Source organism: Cryobacterium sp. Y82 (genome assembly GCF_002929495.1).
GTDB lineage: Bacteria > Actinomycetota > Actinomycetes > Actinomycetales > Microbacteriaceae > Cryobacterium > Cryobacterium serini.
This window is the reverse complement of record NZ_PJJJ01000025.1, coordinates 87496-106298: the sequence shown is the minus strand read 5'-3', so window position 1 is coordinate 106298 and position 18803 is coordinate 87496. Positions and strand designations below refer to the sequence as shown.

The following is an 18803-nucleotide window of genomic DNA, read 5'->3' as shown; positions in this document are numbered from 1 at the left end:
TGCTACGCCTGCGCCTTGGCGTAAGCCTCGCGAACGGAGCCGGCGATGCGCCCCCGGTCGGACACGTGTGTGCCATTGGCGGCGGCCCAGGCGCGGATGGCCTGCAGCTCGGCCCGGTCTGAACCGGCCGAACTGGCACCGCGCGTTTTGGCGGGCACGTAGCCAACGCGCCGTGAAACATTTGTGTAGGGCTTAATCGCAGCTCGGAATTCAGCGAGATTCTCTGTGGACAGATCGATCTCGTAAGAGTCACCCTCAAAGGCAAAGGAAACGGTTGCTCCGGAGCCATTCTCGATAACGGTGCCGTCAAGGTCGTCCAGCAGCTGAACCGTGGTCTTCTTCATTCTGGGATTCTCCAATACGCTGTCGAATACATTCGGGATGGATACATTCGTTTGTGGCCATTACCACTAACGAAGTATGGCCGCCCGACTCGCATTCCGATACCCGCCACGCGGTATTTCTTTTGCATTCACGATCTTTACACTGCCGACGCAAAAAAATAGCTCCGACCGTGTCGGAGCTATCTCATATTTTGTGGATCCGAGGGGATTCGAACCCCTGACCCCCTGCATGCCATGCAGGTGCGCTACCAGCTGCGCCACGGACCCAGATTGTTGTTTCGAATTGCTTCGAAACAACTTTGTTAGCTTACAACACAGATTGGGATCTGCGAAACCGAAGCTACTCCACGACCTCTTCGGCGGCGTCTTGCACCGTCAGTTTGGAGGGAATCCCTGTCGGAATCACCGGGCAGTCTTTCCACAGGCGCTCCAGGGAGTAATACTGGCGTTCTTCCTCGTGGAAGACGTGCACAACCAGGTCACCGAAGTCAACCAGCACCCAGCGACCAGCCGCACGTCCCTCACGCCGAAGCGGCTTGTGACCGGCCTCGATCAGTTTGTCTTCGATCTCACCGGCGATCGCAACCACGTTGCGCTCTGATCGGCCAGTGACGATGAAAAAGATATCAGCCAGGGGAAGCGGATTCGATACATCGAGGGCAACGAGGTCTTCTCCTCCCTTGGAGTCGGCGGCCGCGACGGCGATTGCAAGCAGCTCGAGGGCGTGGGGTGAAGTGGTCATGAATGAATCCTTGAGATTGTGCAGCGAGGCGTGAATGCCATCGCCGCGATGATAGAGGGAACGAAAGAAGGCGAGCAGCAGGGGCTCACAAAGCGGGCGGGACGATCCTGGACGATTCGATTCACTAGAAAATGCCCAGTAGATAGCCGGTCACGAAAAGTGCCAGAACGCTCACAGCTAAAACAGCCGTCGCGATGACCAAAATCATCGGAAGCGAGGCACGCTGTTTCTTGGGCGGAGCCAGCATGCCCCGCGTTGAGGCGTGCGTACTCACAGCGCGACTCGCACTGACCGGGGCCGAGTCCCCGCCAAGCTGATCGGCGTCGAGCTGGTCCATCACGTGGTCTATCTCCGACGAATCGAACAGATTCGGATGCGCGCCAGTCGAGCCAAGACTCCGCGGCAGGTCGAACGACCCGGTGATCATGATCTCCCCGGTATTGGAGATGGGACTCACGCTGCTGGCCTGGTGCGGAATTGACGGCAATATGAGCGCGTTCGTGGTGGTGGGGATGCCACCGGCACCGATACCGCGGTTGATCAGTTCGTCGAGCGACTGGTCGCGCTGCGGGGCTTCGACGCGCAGGGCATCCTCATCGACCGACCAATGCCCGATCGGCGGTACCCAGCCGGTGCTGTCGCTCGTGGTCGCGGCTGTTGCCTCGGTCGGCTCCGTGACGATCGGTTCGGCATACATGTGCTCGGGTTCGACCCGGTCAACGGCGACCGGTGTGGCTGGCTCGGACTCGATCAGCTCGGCCTCGATCAGCTCGGACTCGATCAGCTCGACCCCGACTGTTGCGGGTTCACTGAGATCCGCGTCGACCTGCGCACCGGAGAAAGTCGGCAAGCCGTCGGTCGGGAGGGCCTGCTCTTCCTCACGCGCGTGCAATGCACGCAACTCCCGGCGACTCAGCGTGTGCGGTGCCGAAGCCAGAGCAGACGGCGTGGGCTTGACTGGACTTGGAGGTGGAAGTATGGCTTCCTGGGCCTCGTCCATCTCGGAGATCGTGTGATGCCGGCTCGTTCGACGGGATGTCGAAGACTGCGTTGAGGCGGCAAAAGATGCAGGGCGAAGCGCGGCCGGCGCCAGTACCGGAACGTCGAGAGTCGGGATTGCGTCGTGCACCGCAGCGGCTTCGTCGCTCTGATCGCGGGCAAGTTCGCGCGCCTGACGTCGGCTGAGCGGCTGAGGTTCTCCCAACGTCATGCCACACTCCGATACAGATGATGCTTTGAGATGTACTGGACAACCCCGTCGGGGACCAGATACCAGACGGGGAATCCCCGATTGACCCGCGCCCGGCAGTCAGTGGACGAAATAGCCAGTGCCGGAACCTCCAACAAGCTTACGTCGTGGTTCGGCAATCCTGAAACGCTCAGCTCATGCCCCGGGCGACTCACAGCGACGAAGTGCGCCAGCTGCCAGAGTTCGCGTACGTCCTTCCAGCCGAGAATCTGGGTGATGGCATCCGCTCCGGTAATAAAGAACAATTCAGCGTCGGGACGCTCTTCATGCAGGTCACGCAACGTGTCTATGGTGTACGTCGGCCCGACCCGGTCGATATCGACGCGGCTCACCGTGAACCGTGGATTGGAGGCGGTTGCGATTACGGTCATCAGATAACGGTGTTCGCCTCGGGTGACGCCGCTCTTCTGCCATGGCTGCCCGGTCGGCACGAAGATCACCTCGTCGAGGTCAAAACTCTGCGCCACCTCGCTGGCGGCGACGAGGTGCCCATGGTGAATGGGGTCGAACGTGCCACCCATCACGCCGATGCGCGGACGACGAACTGTCACGTTGAACTCAGACTTCTAATGGCCACCGGTGCCGGGGGTGCCACCGTCTGCGCCGTGCGCGGCGGCGTAGGCATTGGCCTTGCCGCTGTGGCGGTTGGCTACATCACGAAAGCTCCACACCACGACGCCGAGCGCCAGGAATAACACGGCCGCGACCATCGGGTAGACGACGAGCGGCAACGGCAGCGCGATGTGCTCGACCTCGGTCAGCACGGCACTCAGAAAAGACATCGGTTCTCCATTCACGGGCCACGCCGGTTAGGCACGGCTTGAGGTGACTGCGACGGGTCGCAGGCCTGACGACTCACGCCGTCGACTCATTCTAGCTGGACCCCGGCCTCTTCTGGACCTAGGCTCGTACCTGTCCGGTGCCGCGCACGATCCACTTTGTGCTGGTCAGCTCAGGCAAGCCCATTGGCCCCCGAGCGTGCAGCTTTTGGGTGGAGATTCCCACCTCGGCGCCGAACCCAAACTCGCCTCCGTCGGTGAACCGGGTTGAGGTGTTGACCATGACCGCGGCCGAATCCACCTCATTCAGAAAACGTTCCGCATTCTGCAGGTCGTTGGTGATGATCGACTCGGTATGTCCCGTGGAATAACGGCGAATGTGGGCGATGGCCTCGTCGAGTGAGTCGACGATTGCGACGGAGATGTCGAGACTCATGTACTCGGTGCCCCAGTCTTCGTCGGTTGCCGGGATCGCGGCCGGGTAGATCGATCGAGTGCGGGCATCCGCATGGATGGTGACACCGGATGCCGCGAGCTTGGCCAACACTGCGGGAAGCAGCCGTTCGGCGGCGCTTCGGTGCACCAGGAGGGTTTCGAGGGCATTGCATACGCTCGGACGGTGCGTCTTGGAATTGTGGACGATATCGATCGCCCACTGCTTGGTCGCCGTCTCATCAAGGAAGACGTGCACGACGCCCGCTCCGGTCTCAATGACCGGCACCTCGGACTGCGCCACCACGGTCTGAATGAGATTGGCGCTGCCACGGGGAATGAGTACATCGACGTAGCCGCGAGCCTTCATAAGTTCGGTGGCACCGGCCCTACCGAAGGGATCGATGGTCTGCACCGAATCGGGGTTGAGTCCAGCCTCGACGAGCGCCGCCTGCACCAAGCCGATGAGCACACGGTTGCTGTTCTCGGCCGCGGAACCGCCGCGGAGCACGACGGCGTTCCCGCTCTTCAGCGCGAGGGCCGCGAGATCGACCGTGACGTTGGGCCGAGCTTCGTAAATGACTCCGATCACGCCGAAGGGAACGCGCACCTGGCTGATTTTGATGCCATTGGGCAGGCTGCTGCCGCGCACTATCTGTCCGACCGGGTCGGTGAGTAGCGCGATCTGGTCGACAGAACCCGCGAGGGCCAGTATTCGGGGCTCATCGAGCTTCAGGCGGTCCAGCAGACCGTCACGGAGACCGTTGGTTTCGCCGGCGGCCAGGTCGGCCCGATTGGCAGTAACGATCTGTGCGACATGGTCACGTAGCGACTGCGCAATTAAGTTTAGGGCTTTGTTCTTGATCTCCGTCGGCGCTGAAGCGAGCGATAACGAGGCGCCGCGAGCGGCCTCCAGGGTGGGCGTGAGCTGGGCTACATCGTTCAAAGACTGCAACATGCATCTCAGTTTACGGGAGACGAACCCCGGAGACTATTCTCGACTCTCAGGAAATACGCAGTCCTGATGGCGCCGTCGAGGGTTCGAACCAGGTTCCCACCGGTTCACCGCGCAAAGCATCGGCCACCAGCCCGGTCGCGGTGACCAGCACGGCAGTTCCGGCTTGGGCGGCGATGCGCGCCGCCGTCACCTTGGTGCTGGCTCCCCCGGTACCGACTCCGTTGACGGCTGTTGCGCCGAATTCCATGCCGAGCAGGGGGTCACCGAACGCAACGTGGCTGATGCGTTCTGCCCCGGGCAGGTCCGGCGGGCAGGTGTAGAGGGCATCGACATCACTAAGGAGCACGAGCAGGTCTGCGCCGATCAAAGTGGCAACGAGCGCGGCCAGCCGATCGTTGTCCCCGAATCGAATTTCGTGGGTGGCAACCGTGTCATTTTCGTTGACGATCGGAAGAATACGCAGTGCCATCAGGCGTTCCATGGCGCGCTGGGCATTGCCGCGGTGAGTGGCGTTCTCGAGGTCACTCGCTGTAAGCAACACCTGACCGGCCACGATGTCGTAACGGTCGAGTCTGTCTTGGTACCGAAAGATCAACAGGTTCTGACCAACGGATGCCGCCGCCTGCTGGGTGGCCAGGTCAGTTGGTCTTTCCTGCAGTTGTAGATACGGCATTCCGATCGCGATAGCACCGGATGACACCAAAACCACCTCGGTACCCCGAGCATGGGCTTCGGCCAAGGCGTCGACGAGCGGCGCAATCTGACCGGAGTTTTCACCGCTGATCGATGAGGAGCCAACCTTAACGACGATGCGCGACGCTGATTGAACGACGTGCTGCGAGTGCGCCCTCATCGACTCGCGAGCCCCACGACTTTTACACTCATAACGTGCAACCCCACAGACAACTAAACCTCCGGCGAGAATAAGGGCCGCGCCGTGCGTGGCTTTTGGCAGTTTACCGAATGCAGCGAAGGCTTTTCACCGCCACGAGCCGGGGTGGTAGCGTGTGAAAAATAACTCAGTGCGCATTCCCAAACTCCACTAGAGCAGCGCGCGGCGCTCTTCACTCGCTTTCGGTTCAAACCACGTACCGACGTGCTCGCCGCGGAGGGCTGCGGCAGCCAGCTCGGTCGACGTCACCAAGACAGCGGTGCCGGCCTCGGTCGCCAGACGGGCGGCCACGACCTTGGTGCTCGCGCCCCCGGTACCGACACCGGTTGCTCCACTGGAGCTGAATTCGAAACCATCGAGCGGGTCATCCGCGGCAATAAAGTTGAGCTTCTTTGCGCCAGGCAGGTGCGGCGGCCTGGTGTAGAGCGCGTCAACGTCGCTGAGCATGATCAGGAGGTCGGCACGGATGAGGGTTGCTACCAGCGCGGCGAGGCGGTCGTTACTGCCGAACCGCAAACCATAGACCGCGACAGTGTCGTTCTCGTTGACAACGGGCAGAATGCGCAGGTCGAGCAGACGTTCGAGGGCCCTACGCGTGTTGCTGCGGTGGGGTTCCTTGAGGGCGTCGCCCTCGGTCAAGAGCACCGTGCCGGCCGCGATGCCATAGCGGTCCAGGCTCTCTTGATAGCGGAAGATCAATACGTTCTGCCCGACGGCGGCGGCGGCCTGCTGCGTAGCCACGTCGCTGGGGCGCTCGTCGAGGTTGAGGAACGGCATGCCGGTCGCGACGGCGCCCGAGGAGATCAATACGACCTCCGTGCCGCGACCGTAAGCCTCGGCCAGTGCGTCAACGAGGGGCGTGATCTGGTCGGAATTCTCGCCGCTAATCGACGAGGACCCAACTTTCACAACGACGCGTTTCGCGCCCGCTACGTTTTCTCTCGCTAAGCCACTCACTTCTGATCTTCCTCTGCCGTGGCTCTGTCGACGTCGTTGCTGCTGTCGAGCTCGGCTTCGGCTTCGATCGCAGCTTCGTCGGCCAACGAGGTGTCAGGGGAAGCAACTGCCCCATCGGCGGTCAATTCTACGTCGGCGAGGCGCACGTCTTCGTTGTATTCCTCTTCGCCGGTCTGCCACATGCCAGCTTCACGCTCGCGGATGAGCTCGGCGCGGGCTGAGGACTTGGCGTCCATCCGACCGAAGTACTCCTCGCGGCGTTCGTTGCTCGTGCGGCGCTTGGGCTCGTCGAGACGGGAATCGGTGCCGCGCGGAGCGGTGATGAGCTCGGCGGTCGAGGTCAGCGTCGGCTCCCAGTCGAAGACGACACCGTGGCCGGGGCCAATGATGACCGTCGAACCGGCAACGGCACCCGACTTGTACAGCTCGTTCTCGATGCCGAGTTTGGCGAGCCTGTCGGCGAGGAAGCCGACGGCCTCGTCGTTGGTGAAGTCGGTCTGTTGAATCCACCGTTCCGGCTTGGTACCGAGGATGCGGTAAATGTTGCCGAAGGTACCACCCTCAACCTTGATGACGAAGCCACCCTCGTCGACGGCCTTGGGACGGATGATAATGCGCGGCTTCTTCGCTTCGGCTGCGGCGGCCTCGGCGCGGCCCTGTTCTACGACCTTGGCGAGGGCGTAGTTGAGTTGCTTGAGCCCTTCGTGAGTGACGCTGGAAATCTCGAACACGCGGTAACCGCGCGCTTCGAGGTCTGCCTTGACGAAGGAGGCCAGTTCGCGGCCCTCCGGTACGTCGATCTTGTTCAAGGCTATGAGCTGCGAGCGCTGCAGTAGCGGCTTCTGGCCCTCGGGCACCGGGTAGGCGTCGAGTTCGCCGAGGATGACGTCGAGGTCGCTGATCGGGTCACGGCCGGGCTCGAGCGTGGCACAGTCCAGCACGTGCAGCAGGGCGGTGCAGCGTTCGACGTGCCGCAAAAACTCGAGGCCGAGGCCCTTGCCTTCGCTTGCTCCTTCAATGAGGCCGGGTACATCGGCGATGGTGTAGCGCGACTCGCCCGACTCGACGACGCCGAGGTTGGGGTGCAGCGTGGTGAACGGGTAGTCGGCGATCTTTGGCCGAGCTGCGCTCATGGCGGCGATGAGGCTGGACTTGCCAGCCGAGGGATAGCCGACCAGGGCGACATCCGCTACGGTCTTGAGCTCGAGATAGACGTCGCCTTCCCAGCCGAGCGTGCCGAGCAGGGCAAAGCCGGGGGCCTTGCGCTTGGTCGAGGCGAGGGCAGCATTACCGAGCCCGCCCTGGCCGCCGGGAGCGACGATGAGGCGCAGGCCGGGTTCGTTCATATCGAGGAGCTGGTTGCCCTCAACGTCTTTAACGACCGTGCCGATTGGCACCATGAGCTCGCGCATGTCCCCGTTGTGACCATTGCGGTGGTCCCCCATACCCGGTCCGCCATTGTCGGAGCTGCGGTGGGGCGAACGGTGGTAACCGAGCAGGGTGGTCGTGCTCGGGTCAGCGACGAGCACGAGGTCGCCGCCGCCGCCGCCGTTACCGCCATCGGGGCCGGCAAGGGGTTTGAACTTTTCGCGCTTGACCGAAACGCAGCCGTTTCCTCCATTGCCCGCTCGTAAATGCAGCGTCACGTGGTCAACGAATGTGGCCATGGAGTGCCCCTTTCAGGTGGCGCAGAAAGTGCTTCAAAACACGGTGCTATGAAACTGTGTGCGGTAGAACTGGTTAATACACAAATCTGTTACGGACAAACACGTCAGGGCGGACCGAAGCCCGCCCTGACGCTGTGCTAAAAAATGCTGTGCTGTGGAACCTACGCGGCTGCGACCACAATGTTGATGACCTTGCGGCCACCCTTGGCGCCGAACTGCACGGACCCAGCCTCGAGGGCGAAGAGCGTGTCGTCGCCGCCACGGCCGACGTTGATACCGGGGTGGAAGTGCGTGCCGCGCTGGCGAACGATGATCTCGCCCGCGCCGACAACCTGACCTCCGAAGCGCTTTACGCCGAGGCGCTGGGCGTTCGAGTCGCGACCGTTGCGAGTGGAACTCGCACCTTTTTTGTGTGCCATCTGTCTATCTCCTCAGGCCTAGGCGATGCCGGTAACCTGAACGCGAGTGAGCTCCTGACGGTGCCCCTGACGCTTCTTGTACCCGGTCTTGTTCTTGAACTTCTGGATGACGATCTTCGGACCGCGAAGGTTGTTCAAAACCTCGGCGGTGACCTTGATCTTGGCCAGCGACGTAGAGTCAGAGGTGATCTTGTCGCCGTCGACGAGAAGCACGGCGGCCAGCTCGACGTTGCCGTCCTTGTCAGCCTTGATTCGGTCCATCGTCACGATGGTACCGACCTCTACCTTCTCCTGCCGCCCTCCGGCGCGCACAACTGCGTAAACCACTTTACGTACCAATCTCTGGGGAGCCCCAAGGCTCCGAATCTGAAAATTCGCTGCTGTCAATTGACTGCGCGCACGAACCGGTTGGCCCAGCGCACTCAGAAAATCATGGCATTTGCGTTGATATTGCCTAACGCACACCAAGGGTTGACTTTACCTGATCCGCTACCCGTGGTCAAACCAATGGCGCGGCGTGTCTAAACCCTCGGCGTCTGAACCAATGCGGCTCGTAGACTTCGATCATGGCAATACTTATCGACCAGCCTAGCTGGCCGGCGCACGGAACCGTGTGGGCGCACCTCGTGAGCGACGCGGATCTTGAAGAATTGCACGTTTTCGCGGCCGCAGCTGGCATTCCGCGGCGTGGTTTCGACCGTGACCACTACGACGTCCCTGAGGCGCGCTACGCCGATCTGGTCTCCGCGGGGGCCGTGCCGGTGAGCTTTCGCGAAATGATCGTGCGGCTGCGCTCCAGCGGACTGCGCGTGACCGCCCGGGAGCGGCGAGGGCTGTAGGGCTCGGCTACTGCCAGGTGGCGTCGAAGCCCAGCACGCTGCGGCGCACGGCACCGGTGGCCACGTTCACGAACAGGGTCGTCACATCCGTTGCCTGAGCATTGACCGGGTATCCATCTAAGAGCTCGGTGTCACGGTTCGGCACGATCTGCACGGCCAGGAACTGGTCATTCGGCGAGAGCTCGAAACCAACGATGGTTTCGTCAGCGGATGCCGGTGAATAGACGGTGCGCGCCTCACCACCCTGCACCAACGAGAGATACTGCCTGACCGAACCGGTGGTGGCGTCGAACTCGGCGACCCGCTGCACATAACCGTCGGAGTCGGAGCCGACTCCCCCGGCGCGAAAGCGTAGCTCGGCGGTGTACCGGGTGGTACCGGCCACGCTCTGCGGCACGATGGGCGACTCTGTGCCCTGCGAAAGGTCGAGCACGTACTGGCCGTCGCGGTCAGAGACCGCAATGCGTACCCCGTCGGGTGCGAACGCGGTGAGGTTGGCGAATTGCCCCAACGGAACCGGTGCGGCGAATTCCGGTTCGTTTTCGAGCGGGTTGCCGCCGGACTGGTTTTGCGGATTGATCAGCAGCAAGGTCGAGTCGTATTGCTGCGCAATGATGTCGGCGCGACCGTGCATGAAACCCCACGTCGTGACACTCAGCGGGCCCCCTTCGAGGCCTGTGACGGCCGTAGCGGCATTGGTGCGCAGGTCGAGCACGAACAGCACGTTCTCGTAGTGCGGGCCGGCGGCATCCGCTGCGCTGGTAAAACGAAAACCAAGCAGGGACTGGCCGGGTGCCGCCTGCAGGTCGTGCACGAGACCGACGCCGGGCAGGTTGAGGACTTCGGCGGTGCCGTCGGCGTCGACACGGGAGAGCGCGTTGGCCAGATCGGGGTTGACGGTGACCACGGCGAGTTCGCTGCCCATCGGCACGAATTGCTGGATGTTCGCGGATTGAAAGACCACGTCGGTGTCGGTCGAACCGGTCGTGGTGCGCAGGATGCGGTCGGTGCCGCGCATTCCTGCTTCGGCGGCCGGCTGCGCACGATTGAGATAGTAGAACGGCGGTTCGCTCGTGCTGAATTCCGCGCTGAGCGTTCCTTCGCGATTGACAGCCGTGCCGGTGGCCCCCCGCACGGAGATCGCGTAGTCGGTGTTGTAAGCGAGTGGCTGGGGAAAGGAAATCACGACAGAATTTGCGCTCGTTGTCACCTGGAAGGCTGTGGCCGGCTCGATCCTGACCTGCTCGGGCGTGACTAAGGCCAATTGACGGTTCGTCGCCAGCACCAGGCGTGTGTTTGGCATCGAGACCACGGCATTCGTATCGACGTCGACGTCGGTGAGCCGGGGGCCGGTCAGCAGGTTGACGGCGACGAGGGCGAGGCACGCCGCGACCAGGCCGCCCACGAGCATCCAGAGGGTGCGACGGAATGGGCGCATCGACCGTGGCCGGAGCGGTTGGCCGGTGAGCAGATCGGTCGTGAGCTCAGTAAACATAGGGGTCCTTCGGCTGGTCGACGGGAAGGATCTCGACCGGGGTGATCGCGAGCGGGTCGCTCGCCGCCGCACTCACGCTCGGGTCGAACCGACCGGTGACCTGTACCCAGTCATCGATCTCGTACTCGGACTGCCAGCCCGGAAGGTAGACCGGAACACCAATCGGCTGGGCGTCGACGGCGCAGCAAGTGACGACGAATCGGGCCACGTAGAACACGTTCTCGGAATCCTTGGTGTCCGGCGTCACGAATCCGGTGACCTGCGCGGTCTTGTCGGCGTAGAACCCAGGATCGGAGGACTGCGCGAGCAGGGAGACCCATTCGCGCACGCTGAGCTGCTCGAAGTCGCCGGTGCCGATAAGCGCAGCGGCTTGGTCGGCGTCGTCCTCGGTGCCGAGCCCGCCGGAGTTCACCTCGCGCTGGGTCGCGGTGGCGCTGGTCAGGGTGGTCGGCGGAACGACGACCATGGCTACCCCCATGATCACCAGCAGCACGACTCCGACCCCGGTGAGCGCTGTTGCGACGCGACCGGTGCGTTCGACTTCGAAACTGCGGCGACGGGCGAACCCGGCACCGACCAGCACGAGCCCGATGACGGCCATAACGATCGTGAAGACGAAGTAGCGGGGGTGAATGTAGAGGCCAAGCTGGCCGCTCAGGGCCAGCCACAGCGTCGCGACGACCACCACGAGGCTGAGCAGCACGCCCTGCCAGCGCTCAGCCCAATATCTTAAGGCCCCGGACAACTTTGCGTCAGGCAACATAGTTCACCAGTAATCCGAGGGCCGCACTCATCAGCCCCACCACGACCGTAATCTGCACCAGGGTACGGCTCGTGAAGGTCGTGCGCATGAGAGCGAGCATCTTGACGTCGATCAGGGCACCGAACACGAGGAAGGCCACGATTCCGCCGGGCAGAAAGGTGCTGCCGAACGACAGCACGAAGAAGGCATCAACGTTGGAGCAGACCGCCACGATGAAGGCCAGGGCCATCATGGCGAGCACCGACCAGACCGGGTTGCTGCCGAGGGCGAGCAGCACCGACCGGGGCACGAAGACCTGGGTGAGTGCGGCCACGGCGGAACCGATGAACAACGCCGGCATGATGACCGAGGTTTCGCGAATGAAAATCTCAGTGGTCTGGCTGAACCGGCTCTCGCGAGCGTGCGCATGATCGTGCCCGCTCGTGGAGCCCACGGCGCAGGCCGCCGCGAACCTGGTCGTCAGCAGGCTCTGCGGGTCGGGGTGCTTGCTGAACAGCCAGCCCACCACGTTGGCGATGAGGAATCCGCCGACCAACCGCGCTACCAGAATGTGGCCGTCCCAGCCGAAGGCCTGGTGCGTGGTAATGATGGTGATCGGATTCAAAATGGGCGCGGCGAGCAGAAACGTGATCGATTCGGAGACGGTAAACCCGCCCACCATGAATCCGCGCGCGAGCGGCACGTTGCCACACTCGCAGACCGGGAAGAACATGCCGAGCAGTGAAATCGACGCACGTCGCAGGATCGGGTTTCGCGGCAGGTGTCGGGCCAGAACGCCGTGTGGCAGCCAGACCTGCACGACCGCCGAGAGCAGAATGCCCAGAAAAACGAAGGGCACCGACTCGATGATGACGCTCATCGCCAGCGTCAGGGTGTCTTGCACCCGGTCCGGCAGTTGAAAATCGCTCAGCTGATCGTTGACGAAGGCGGGCGACAGTGCCCGCACGACGAAAACGGCGAGCACCACCAACACCCCCACGGTGAGGCCGAAAGGCCATCGCCGCAGGAGAGGGAGCTGCCCGCCGATTGCGTTACCGTCTGACTTCTATCGGGTGCCTAGTCGCCGTGTGGCGGCTGGCTGGGTGTCGACGCGGAGGTCGCATTACCCGAAGCTGTCAAAATAACCTGGCCGGCGGAACCGCCGGCAGTCGTGACGCGGCGGCTGCGCGCCCGCCCCTGGCCGGGGAGTTTCGGTTCCGGCAGCGAGTCGAGCACGGAATCCAGCAACTGGTCGGTGACCTGTTTGCTGGGGCGCCGCGCGGTGCGCGTCGACTTCTTCACCGGAATGTCGAGGATATCGACGGACTCCGAGGTATTGGACACGGAAGTCTGCACTTCCGGCGTAGAAACGGCCGGCGCGCCGGCTGCAAGGGTGCTGCGGCCGCCGCGGGTGCGGGGTGCGGCATCCGGTGCTGCCTGGGTCGAGACCTGCTCACTAACCGGTGCAGCGGATACCGCCGGTTCAGCCTGTTCCGTGCTGGCCTGTTCTGTGCTGGCCTGGCGGGCGCGGGCCTGCTCGGACCGCGACTGCTGGGTACGCCCATTCTGGCCGCGCGAACGCGGCTGTCGACCGCGTGAACGCTCTGTGCTCGCCGGTTCAGCCTGCTCGGCCTGTTCGGTTTGCTCGGTGCTGTCCTGCGCGGTGCTGGCCTGCGCGGTGCTGTCCTGCGCGGTCGTAACCTGTTCCGTGCTGGCCTGCTCGATGGTCCCCTGCCCGGTGGTGGTCGCCTCGGTGGAGACCGGCGCGGCCTTCGCTGCGTCAGCACCCGCTGCCCGTGCATCTGGCGCCGGGATGATCGCGATGGACCCGGTGCGGGTGATGGTACGAGCGGCGATCAGCGCGAGAGCCTGCTTGGCGTCCTCGGTGATGCCGTGGGTGCCCTGACCGCCCTTCGGCGCATCGAACCCGGTGCTGCTGCCGAAGTGCGCGTCACGGTTGAAACTGTCGCGCTGGCCCGAGTTGTCGCGGCCATTTCCGGAAGCATTGTTTCCACCGTTTGTGCTGGCCGCAGTGCTGCTGCCCTTGGCGCGTGGGCGGCGTTCCTGCGGCGGCTGTGCGGTCTGGCGGTGTTTGATAACGGGGTCGTGGTGCACAATGATGCCGCGGCCGGCACAGGACTCACAGTTCTCGCTGAAGGATTCCAGCAGTCCGAGGCCGAGCTTCTTGCGGGTCATCTGAACGAGTCCGAGAGAAGTGACCTCGGCCACCTGGTGCTTGGTGCGGTCCCGGCTGAGGCATTCGATCAAGCGACGCGACACGAGGTCGCGGTTGCTCTCGAGCACCATGTCGATGAAGTCGACGACGATGATGCCGCCGATGTCGCGCAGGCGCAGCTGCCGCACGATCTCTTCGGCCGCTTCCAAGTTGTTCTTGGTGACGGTCTCTTCGAGGTTGCCGCCGCTGCCGACAAACTTGCCGGTGTTGACATCGACAACGGTCATGGCTTCGGTGCGGTCGATCACCAGGGAGCCACCGGACGGCAGCCAGACCTTGCGGTCGAGAGCTTTCTCGATCTGCTCCGAGATGCGGAACTCATCGAAGGAATCAACCTCGCCCTCGTAGGTTTCGACGCGCTCGAGCAGGTCGGGAGCGACCTGGCTGAGGTAAGTCTCGATCGTGGAGCGCACGTCGGGGCCAGCCACGACCATGCGCTGGAAGTCTTCGTTGAAGACGTCCCGCACGATTTTGACCAGCAGGTCCGGCTCGCTGTGCAGCTCGGCGGGCGCCTGCGCGGACTCGACCTGCTCAGCGATGCTCGCCCACTGCTCACGAAGCCGGTTGACGTCGACGGTGAGCTGCTCGTCGGTCGCGCCCTCGGCTGCGGTGCGCACGATCACGCCAACGTTGTCGGGAAGAACCTCCTTGAGGATCTTCTTCAGGCGGGCGCGTTCAGTATCGGGAAGCTTGCGGCTGATGCCGTTCATCGAACCGTTGGGTACGTAGACCAGGTAGCGGCCGGGCAGGGAAACCTGGCTAGTGAGGCGGGCGCCCTTGTGCCCGATCGGATCTTTCGTGACCTGCACGAGCACCTTGTCGCCCGGCTTAAGGGCGAGCTCGATGCGGCGGGCCTGATTAGAGCTGCCGGAGTTCTCGGCGGCAGCGTCCCAGTCAACTTCACCGGAGTAGAGCACGGCGTTGCGACCACGCCCGATGTCAACGAAGGCGGCTTCCATGCTCGGGAGCACGTTCTGGACGCGCCCGAGGTAGACGTTGCCGATCAGCGAGGCATCCTGATTCTTGGCGACGTAGTGCTCGACCAGCACGCCGTCTTCGAGCACACCGATCTGAATTTTATTGTGCTTGGCGCGCACGACCATGAGGCGGTCGACGGACTCTCGACGGGCGAGGAACTCGGCCTCCGTGATGACCGGGCGGCGGCGGCCGGCGTCACGGCCGTCGCGGCGACGCTGCTTCTTTGCTTCGAGTCGTGTGGACCCCTTGATGCGCTGAGGTTCGGTGATGAGTTCGGGTTCGCGCGGGGCGCGCACCTTGACCACCGTGTTGGCGGGGTCGTCGGTGCCTGACCTATTCTCGTCGCCGGTGCGCCGTCGGGCTCGACGACGAACCGTCGTCGCTTCTTCTTCCTCGTCGTCGTCCAGATCGCGCTCTTGTTGGTGCGATTCCTGCGACGAGCGGATACCCGTGCGTGCCATCATCGGCAGGATTTCCGGTGCCTGGAACAACAGGGACAACGACGGGCGCACGGGTGCCGCTGCCGGCGCGACTGGCTCGTCGTTCGCTTCGTCGTTTACGGGCGTAGCATCGGTTGTCTGCTGCGCTCCGGTGACGTTGTTGTACTCCGCGATGGTTGTCCTGGCGGGTACAGGCTCAGCGGTTTCGTGCACAGCTGGGCCCGATGCGGTCGCGGCCTCGATCGCCGGATCTATCGACCGGGTGACCGGCGCCTTCCTGGTTGATTTGCGAGGGCCGAACAGGCTCTTGCGTTTCTTGTTTTCGTTGTCTTCCACCATCACTGGTGCGCTCCTTGACCGCTGTGGATGACCGCGCCACCCACCGGTTACTCTCTCGTGCGGGATCGACACCTTCGTGGCAATTCCGCGAACTTTTTACTGCGGCAACCGGCTTTGCCCCCTCTTGCTGTTCGGGGACTGTGCTCTGGCTGCAAATACTTCGGATCGTGGGACCCTAATTCTGAGCGACTGTTGCCCAGGCAAGCTCTGTACTCATTAAGCTCTGTACTCATTAAGCGCTGTGGCGTCTGCTTGAGCGCGGCTCAACGACTATCAACGATTATCGCATGTAATCGAACAAACCCACGCCGCACGCGTGGCATAATCGCAAGCGTGCCTCTGATAGAGCGTTCTCAGCGTCCAACCGGCCTGGCTATTTTCCTGATCATCGCCGGATTAATCGCGTTTGCAGCGGCATTCGCTCTCACACTGGACAAGATCCACCTGCTGGAGGATCCAAACGCTCAACTGAGTTGCAGCTTCAGTGTTTTGATCGGATGCGCGACCAACCTCGCCTCGCCCCAGGGTGCAGTGCTCGGCTTTCCGAACCCGCTGATCGGGCTGGCCGCCTGGAGCGTAGTGATCACGATCGGCGTCGCTATTCTGGCCGGCGCCAAATTTGCCCGCTGGTTCTGGATCGGCCTGAACCTCGGCATGCTCGCCGCAATCGTTTTCGTGATCTGGTTGATCGGCCAGAGTATCTTCGTGCTTGATGTTCTGTGCCCGTGGTGCATGGTGACCTGGGCGGTGACCATACCGGCCTTTTTAGCCGTGACACTGTACAACTTTACGGTGGGCAATCTGCCCGGTGGGGCATCCGTTCGCCGGGTGGCCGACGCCGCGTATTCCTGGATATTCGTCATAACGATCGTCTGCTACATCGTGTTCTTTATCGTCGCGCAGATCAACATGGACGTGTTGAGCCGGCTGTAACGCGCTATCGCAGACAGGAACGGCCCGCCTCACTGGTGAGACGGGCCGTTCCTTCGAATAGTGGATTCTGTGTGGTCAGTCGAACCAGAGCGCGAGCTCACGCGCGGCCGATTCGGGCGAGTCCGAACCGTGCACCAGGTTCTGCTGAACTTTAGAGCCCCAGTCGCGGCTGAGGTCACCGCGGATCGTGCCGGGCGCGGCGGTGGTGGGGTCGGTCGTGCCTGCCAGGGCACGGAACCCCTCGATAACCCGATTGCCTGCGACACGGAACGCGACGATGGGCCCGCTTTCCATGAATTCAACGAGGGACTCGAAGAACGGCTTGCCCTCGTGCTCGGCATAGTGTGCCGCGAGAAGCGAGCGGTCGGGTTCGACCAGCTTCACGTCGACCAGGGAGTATCCCTTGGCCTCGATGCGGCGCAGGATCTCGCCGGTCAGGTTGCGGGCAACGCCGTCGGGTTTGACCAAAACGAGGGTTTCTTCGACCTTGGTATTCATTCAATCTCCTTGTGTTGATCTGGATGCGTATGATCTATTCGTGAGCCGGTGACCATGCAGTACGTCCACATGGCGGCAAAGAGTGCGCCAACAAAAAACATGGCCGGGGTAACAAACCCGGTCGCAATAATGACCGCCTGCAGCAGCCAGCCGATCGGGTAGGACCAGCGAAAACGCAGTAGTGCGATCAGGACGACCATGGACAGGCACAGCAGCACACCGCCGATGATGACCGCCAGCGGTGTGACCAAACCCGGCTCGGTCGCCACCGACACCAACCCGAGGGTGACCACCGCGCCGAGAAACACGACGATGGTTTCGAAGCCGAGCACGATGGTAGCGAGCGAGCGTTTAACTGAGCGCGGGCCCGACGACCGGCGAAACCGACCTGCACCAGAGTCAGGGTCTGCGTCGTCGGCGGACACGGAGGTCATTTCTCCATCCATTCGCCGGCAGCGGCCAGGGTGATCGCTTCGCCGACGAGCACGATCGACCCGGTAACAAGCACGGCACGCTTGGGCGCCTCGGCTGCCCATTCGCGAGCGCTGTCAAGGGCGGAAGCCAGGTCGTCAAAGCGGAAGGTGGTTTGGTCGCTGGTCCACTCGGCGATATTGTCGGCGAGGTCGTCCATGCGCGCGGCCCGCTCCGAGTGCGGCTCGGTCACGTAGAACCGATCGACCTGGGGCGCGAGCGCAGCGACGATACCCTGAGCATCCTTGTCGGCCAAAATGCCAACAACCACGGCGATTTCCTCGAAGTCGAAGTAGGCCTCCAGGGCTGCGGCAAGGGCCGCGGCGCCGTGTGGGTTGTGCGCGGCATCCACCAGCACGGTCGGCTCGATGCCGACGAGCTGTAAACGGCCGGGTGAGGTCGCGGTGCCGAGCCCCTCGGCGAGCAGGTCGCCAACCAGGGCCTGGCTGCCCGCACCGAGAAACGACTCGACAGCGGCAATGGCTACAGCCGCATTCTGGGCCTGGTGAGTGCCGTAAAGCGGGAGGAACAGATCCTTATAAGTGCCAGCGAGACCGCGCACCGAGATGACCTGTCCGCCGACGGCGACGGTGCTCGAGAGTAGTTCGAAGCCCTCGTTCTCGCGGGCCAGCGTAGATTCGCTGAGCTCGGCCGCGCGGTCGAGCTCGGCCTGTGCTTCAGGGGTCTGGGCGGCCGAGACAACGGATGCCGCCGGCTTGATGATGCCGCTCTTGGTGCGCGCGATCTCGGCGACGGTATTGCCGAGGCGCAGTGTGTGGTCCAGAGCGATAGGGGTGAAGACCGCAACCTGCCCGTCGGCGACGTTGGTGGAATCCCACTCGCCGCCCATGCCGACCTCGACCACGGCTACGTCCACCGGGGCATCGGCAAAGCAGGCGAAAGCCAGCACCGTGAGCGCTTCGAAGAACGTCAACGCCACTTCGCCAGCGGCTTCGAGTTCTGTGTCGACGAGCTGCAGGTACGGCTTGATGTCAGCCCAGTTCGCGGCGAGGATCTGGTCGCTGATCGGTTCGCCATCGATGACGATGCGCTCGTTGAGTCGCACCAGGTGCGGGCTGGTCAGCAGACCGGTGCGTAACCCGTAGGCGCGCACAATGCTCTCGACGATGCGGCTCGTGCTGGTCTTGCCGTTCGTACCGGCCACGTGAATGATCGGGTACGATCCCTGCGGGTCTCCGAGAAAATCGAGGGCGCGCCGGGTCGGGGCGAGGCGCGGCTGCGGCTGGGCCTCCCCCACCCGCTGCAATAGTTCAGCAAAAACGGCATCTCCGGCTTCGCGAAACGCATCGAGCGGAGCCGGCTGGTTCATCGGCTCCTCGTCGTCGCCGCGCCCGGTGATGTTTTTCCAGTCAGTGCTGTCGTCAGCGGGTGT

Annotated in this window: 20 protein-coding genes and 1 tRNA gene; 2 read left to right on the top strand and 19 right to left on the bottom strand. The window is 63.1% G+C overall.

Going from position 1 to position 18803, the window contains the following annotated elements:
* Positions 1-2 precede the first annotated feature (2 nt).
* The 12 genes from CXY70_RS04010 to rplU all read right to left on the bottom strand — a co-directional run bounded on the left by CXY70_RS04010 (position 3) and on the right by rplU (position 8766).
* Entirely contained in the window at positions 3-344 is a 342-nt protein-coding gene (locus CXY70_RS04010) for an Lsr2 family protein (RefSeq protein WP_104191089.1), read from the bottom strand.
* Between the two features lie 194 nt (positions 345-538).
* Positions 539-611 (bottom strand) — tRNA-Ala (locus CXY70_RS04005).
* A gap of 73 nt (positions 612-684) precedes the next feature.
* Positions 685-1086, bottom strand: a complete 402-nt coding sequence (rsfS, locus tag CXY70_RS04000; RefSeq protein ID WP_104191088.1) for a ribosome silencing factor — start codon at positions 1084-1086, stop codon at positions 685-687.
* Between the two features lie 124 nt (positions 1087-1210).
* On the bottom strand, positions 1211-2296 hold the full coding sequence (locus CXY70_RS03995; RefSeq protein WP_104191087.1) for a hypothetical protein: 1086 nt from the start codon (positions 2294-2296) through the stop codon (positions 1211-1213).
* Positions 2293-2886, bottom strand: a complete 594-nt coding sequence (gene nadD / locus CXY70_RS03990; protein ID WP_104191086.1) for a nicotinate-nucleotide adenylyltransferase — start codon at positions 2884-2886, stop codon at positions 2293-2295. Before nadD ends, CXY70_RS03995 begins: the two co-directional genes overlap by 4 nt.
* Before the next feature lie 15 nt (positions 2887-2901).
* Positions 2902-3117 carry a hypothetical protein gene (locus CXY70_RS03985; protein ID WP_104191085.1) on the bottom strand — a complete coding sequence of 72 codons (216 nt, stop codon included), beginning with the start codon at positions 3115-3117 and terminating at the stop codon, positions 2902-2904.
* Between the two features lie 118 nt (positions 3118-3235).
* Positions 3236-4504 (bottom strand): glutamate-5-semialdehyde dehydrogenase, encoded by a 1269-nt coding sequence (locus tag CXY70_RS03980; RefSeq protein ID WP_104191084.1) that lies wholly within the window; start codon positions 4502-4504, stop codon positions 3236-3238.
* Between the two features lie 46 nt (positions 4505-4550).
* The gene (gene proB / locus CXY70_RS03975) at positions 4551-5357 is read right to left on the bottom strand and encodes a glutamate 5-kinase (protein ID WP_104191083.1); all 807 of its coding nucleotides are present in this window, start codon (positions 5355-5357) and stop codon (positions 4551-4553) included.
* Between the two features lie 189 nt (positions 5358-5546).
* Entirely contained in the window at positions 5547-6353 is an 807-nt protein-coding gene (gene proB / locus CXY70_RS03970; protein ID WP_104191082.1) for a glutamate 5-kinase, read from the bottom strand.
* Positions 6350-8020 carry a GTPase ObgE gene (gene obgE, locus CXY70_RS03965; protein ID WP_104191081.1) on the bottom strand — a complete coding sequence of 557 codons (1671 nt, stop codon included), beginning with the start codon at positions 8018-8020 and terminating at the stop codon, positions 6350-6352. The genes proB (CXY70_RS03970) and obgE overlap by 4 nt, the downstream gene beginning before the upstream one ends.
* A gap of 161 nt (positions 8021-8181) precedes the next feature.
* Entirely contained in the window at positions 8182-8439 is a 258-nt protein-coding gene (rpmA, locus tag CXY70_RS03960) for a 50S ribosomal protein L27 (RefSeq protein WP_104128962.1), read from the bottom strand.
* A gap of 18 nt (positions 8440-8457) precedes the next feature.
* On the bottom strand, positions 8458-8766 hold the full coding sequence (gene rplU / locus CXY70_RS03955) for a 50S ribosomal protein L21 (RefSeq protein WP_104081810.1): 309 nt from the start codon (positions 8764-8766) through the stop codon (positions 8458-8460).
* 239 nt (positions 8767-9005) lie between these two features.
* On the opposite strand from rplU, the gene CXY70_RS03950 reads away from it, so the two are divergent.
* Positions 9006-9278, top strand: coding sequence for a DUF4031 domain-containing protein (locus tag CXY70_RS03950; RefSeq protein ID WP_104191080.1), 273 nt, complete (start codon positions 9006-9008; stop codon positions 9276-9278).
* A 7-nt stretch (positions 9279-9285) separates the two neighbouring features.
* Here the strand turns inward: CXY70_RS03950 and CXY70_RS03945 are convergent, their stop codons facing one another.
* The 4 genes from CXY70_RS03945 to CXY70_RS03930 all read right to left on the bottom strand — a co-directional run bounded on the left by CXY70_RS03945 (position 9286) and on the right by CXY70_RS03930 (position 15508).
* A complete protein-coding gene (locus CXY70_RS03945) occupies positions 9286-10773 on the bottom strand; it encodes a hypothetical protein (protein WP_104191079.1) in 1488 nt (495 codons plus the stop codon).
* Positions 10763-11536, bottom strand: a complete 774-nt coding sequence (locus CXY70_RS03940; protein WP_104191078.1) for a TIGR03943 family protein — start codon at positions 11534-11536, stop codon at positions 10763-10765. Before CXY70_RS03940 ends, CXY70_RS03945 begins: the two co-directional genes overlap by 11 nt.
* The gene (locus tag CXY70_RS03935; protein ID WP_134528978.1) at positions 11526-12515 is read right to left on the bottom strand and encodes a permease; all 990 of its coding nucleotides are present in this window, start codon (positions 12513-12515) and stop codon (positions 11526-11528) included. The genes CXY70_RS03940 and CXY70_RS03935 overlap by 11 nt, the downstream gene beginning before the upstream one ends.
* A 77-nt stretch (positions 12516-12592) precedes the next feature.
* On the bottom strand, positions 12593-15508 hold the full coding sequence (locus tag CXY70_RS03930) for an Rne/Rng family ribonuclease (protein ID WP_104191076.1): 2916 nt from the start codon (positions 15506-15508) through the stop codon (positions 12593-12595).
* Positions 15509-15841: 333 nt separating this feature from the next.
* Here CXY70_RS03930 and CXY70_RS03925 point away from each other — a divergent pair, with 333 nt between their 5' ends.
* Positions 15842-16441, top strand: a complete 600-nt coding sequence (locus CXY70_RS03925) for a vitamin K epoxide reductase family protein (RefSeq protein WP_233205721.1) — start codon at positions 15842-15844, stop codon at positions 16439-16441.
* Between the two features lie 75 nt (positions 16442-16516).
* Here the strand turns inward: CXY70_RS03925 and ndk are convergent, their stop codons facing one another.
* The 3 genes from ndk to CXY70_RS03910 are packed head-to-tail and all read right to left on the bottom strand — an operon-like array spanning position 16517 to position 18740.
* Complete coding sequence (gene ndk, locus CXY70_RS03920) at positions 16517-16939, bottom strand: nucleoside-diphosphate kinase (protein ID WP_104191074.1); 423 nt, start codon at positions 16937-16939, stop codon at positions 16517-16519.
* On the bottom strand, positions 16936-17373 hold the full coding sequence (locus tag CXY70_RS17735; protein WP_255412007.1) for a DUF4233 domain-containing protein: 438 nt from the start codon (positions 17371-17373) through the stop codon (positions 16936-16938). The genes ndk and CXY70_RS17735 overlap by 4 nt, the downstream gene beginning before the upstream one ends.
* Complete coding sequence (locus tag CXY70_RS03910) at positions 17370-18740, bottom strand: folylpolyglutamate synthase/dihydrofolate synthase family protein (protein ID WP_104191107.1); 1371 nt, start codon at positions 18738-18740, stop codon at positions 17370-17372. Before CXY70_RS03910 ends, CXY70_RS17735 begins: the two co-directional genes overlap by 4 nt.
* Positions 18741-18803 lie beyond the last annotated feature (63 nt).

Bases quoted from the DNA above. Each gene is read 5' to 3' on its own strand.
- CXY70_RS04010 (WP_104191089.1), bottom strand. From the start codon at position 344: ATGAAGAAGACCACGGTTCAGCTGCTGGACGACCTTGACGGCACCGTT.
- rsfS (WP_104191088.1), bottom strand. From the start codon at position 1,086: ATGACCACTTCACCCCACGCCCTCGAGCTGCTTGCAATCGCCGTCGCG.
- CXY70_RS03995 (WP_104191087.1), bottom strand. From the start codon at position 2,296: ATGACGTTGGGAGAACCTCAGCCGCTCAGCCGACGTCAGGCGCGCGAA.
- CXY70_RS03985 (WP_104191085.1), bottom strand. From the start codon at position 3,117: ATGTCTTTTCTGAGTGCCGTGCTGACCGAGGTCGAGCACATCGCGCTG.
- CXY70_RS03980 (WP_104191084.1), bottom strand. From the start codon at position 4,504: ATGTTGCAGTCTTTGAACGATGTAGCCCAGCTCACGCCCACCCTGGAG.
- proB (WP_104191083.1), bottom strand. From the start codon at position 5,357: ATGAGGGCGCACTCGCAGCACGTCGTTCAATCAGCGTCGCGCATCGTC.
- obgE (WP_104191081.1), bottom strand. From the start codon at position 8,020: ATGGCCACATTCGTTGACCACGTGACGCTGCATTTACGAGCGGGCAAT.
- rpmA (WP_104128962.1), bottom strand. From the start codon at position 8,439: ATGGCACACAAAAAAGGTGCGAGTTCCACTCGCAACGGTCGCGACTCG.
- CXY70_RS03950 (WP_104191080.1), top strand. From the start codon at position 9,006: ATGGCAATACTTATCGACCAGCCTAGCTGGCCGGCGCACGGAACCGTG.
- CXY70_RS03945 (WP_104191079.1), bottom strand. From the start codon at position 10,773: ATGTTTACTGAGCTCACGACCGATCTGCTCACCGGCCAACCGCTCCGG.
- CXY70_RS03940 (WP_104191078.1), bottom strand. From the start codon at position 11,536: ATGTTGCCTGACGCAAAGTTGTCCGGGGCCTTAAGATATTGGGCTGAG.
- CXY70_RS03930 (WP_104191076.1), bottom strand. From the start codon at position 15,508: ATGGTGGAAGACAACGAAAACAAGAAACGCAAGAGCCTGTTCGGCCCT.
- ndk (WP_104191074.1), bottom strand. From the start codon at position 16,939: ATGAATACCAAGGTCGAAGAAACCCTCGTTTTGGTCAAACCCGACGGC.
- CXY70_RS17735 (WP_255412007.1), bottom strand. From the start codon at position 17,373: ATGACCTCCGTGTCCGCCGACGACGCAGACCCTGACTCTGGTGCAGGT.
- CXY70_RS03910 (WP_104191107.1), bottom strand. From the start codon at position 18,740: ATGAACCAGCCGGCTCCGCTCGATGCGTTTCGCGAAGCCGGAGATGCC.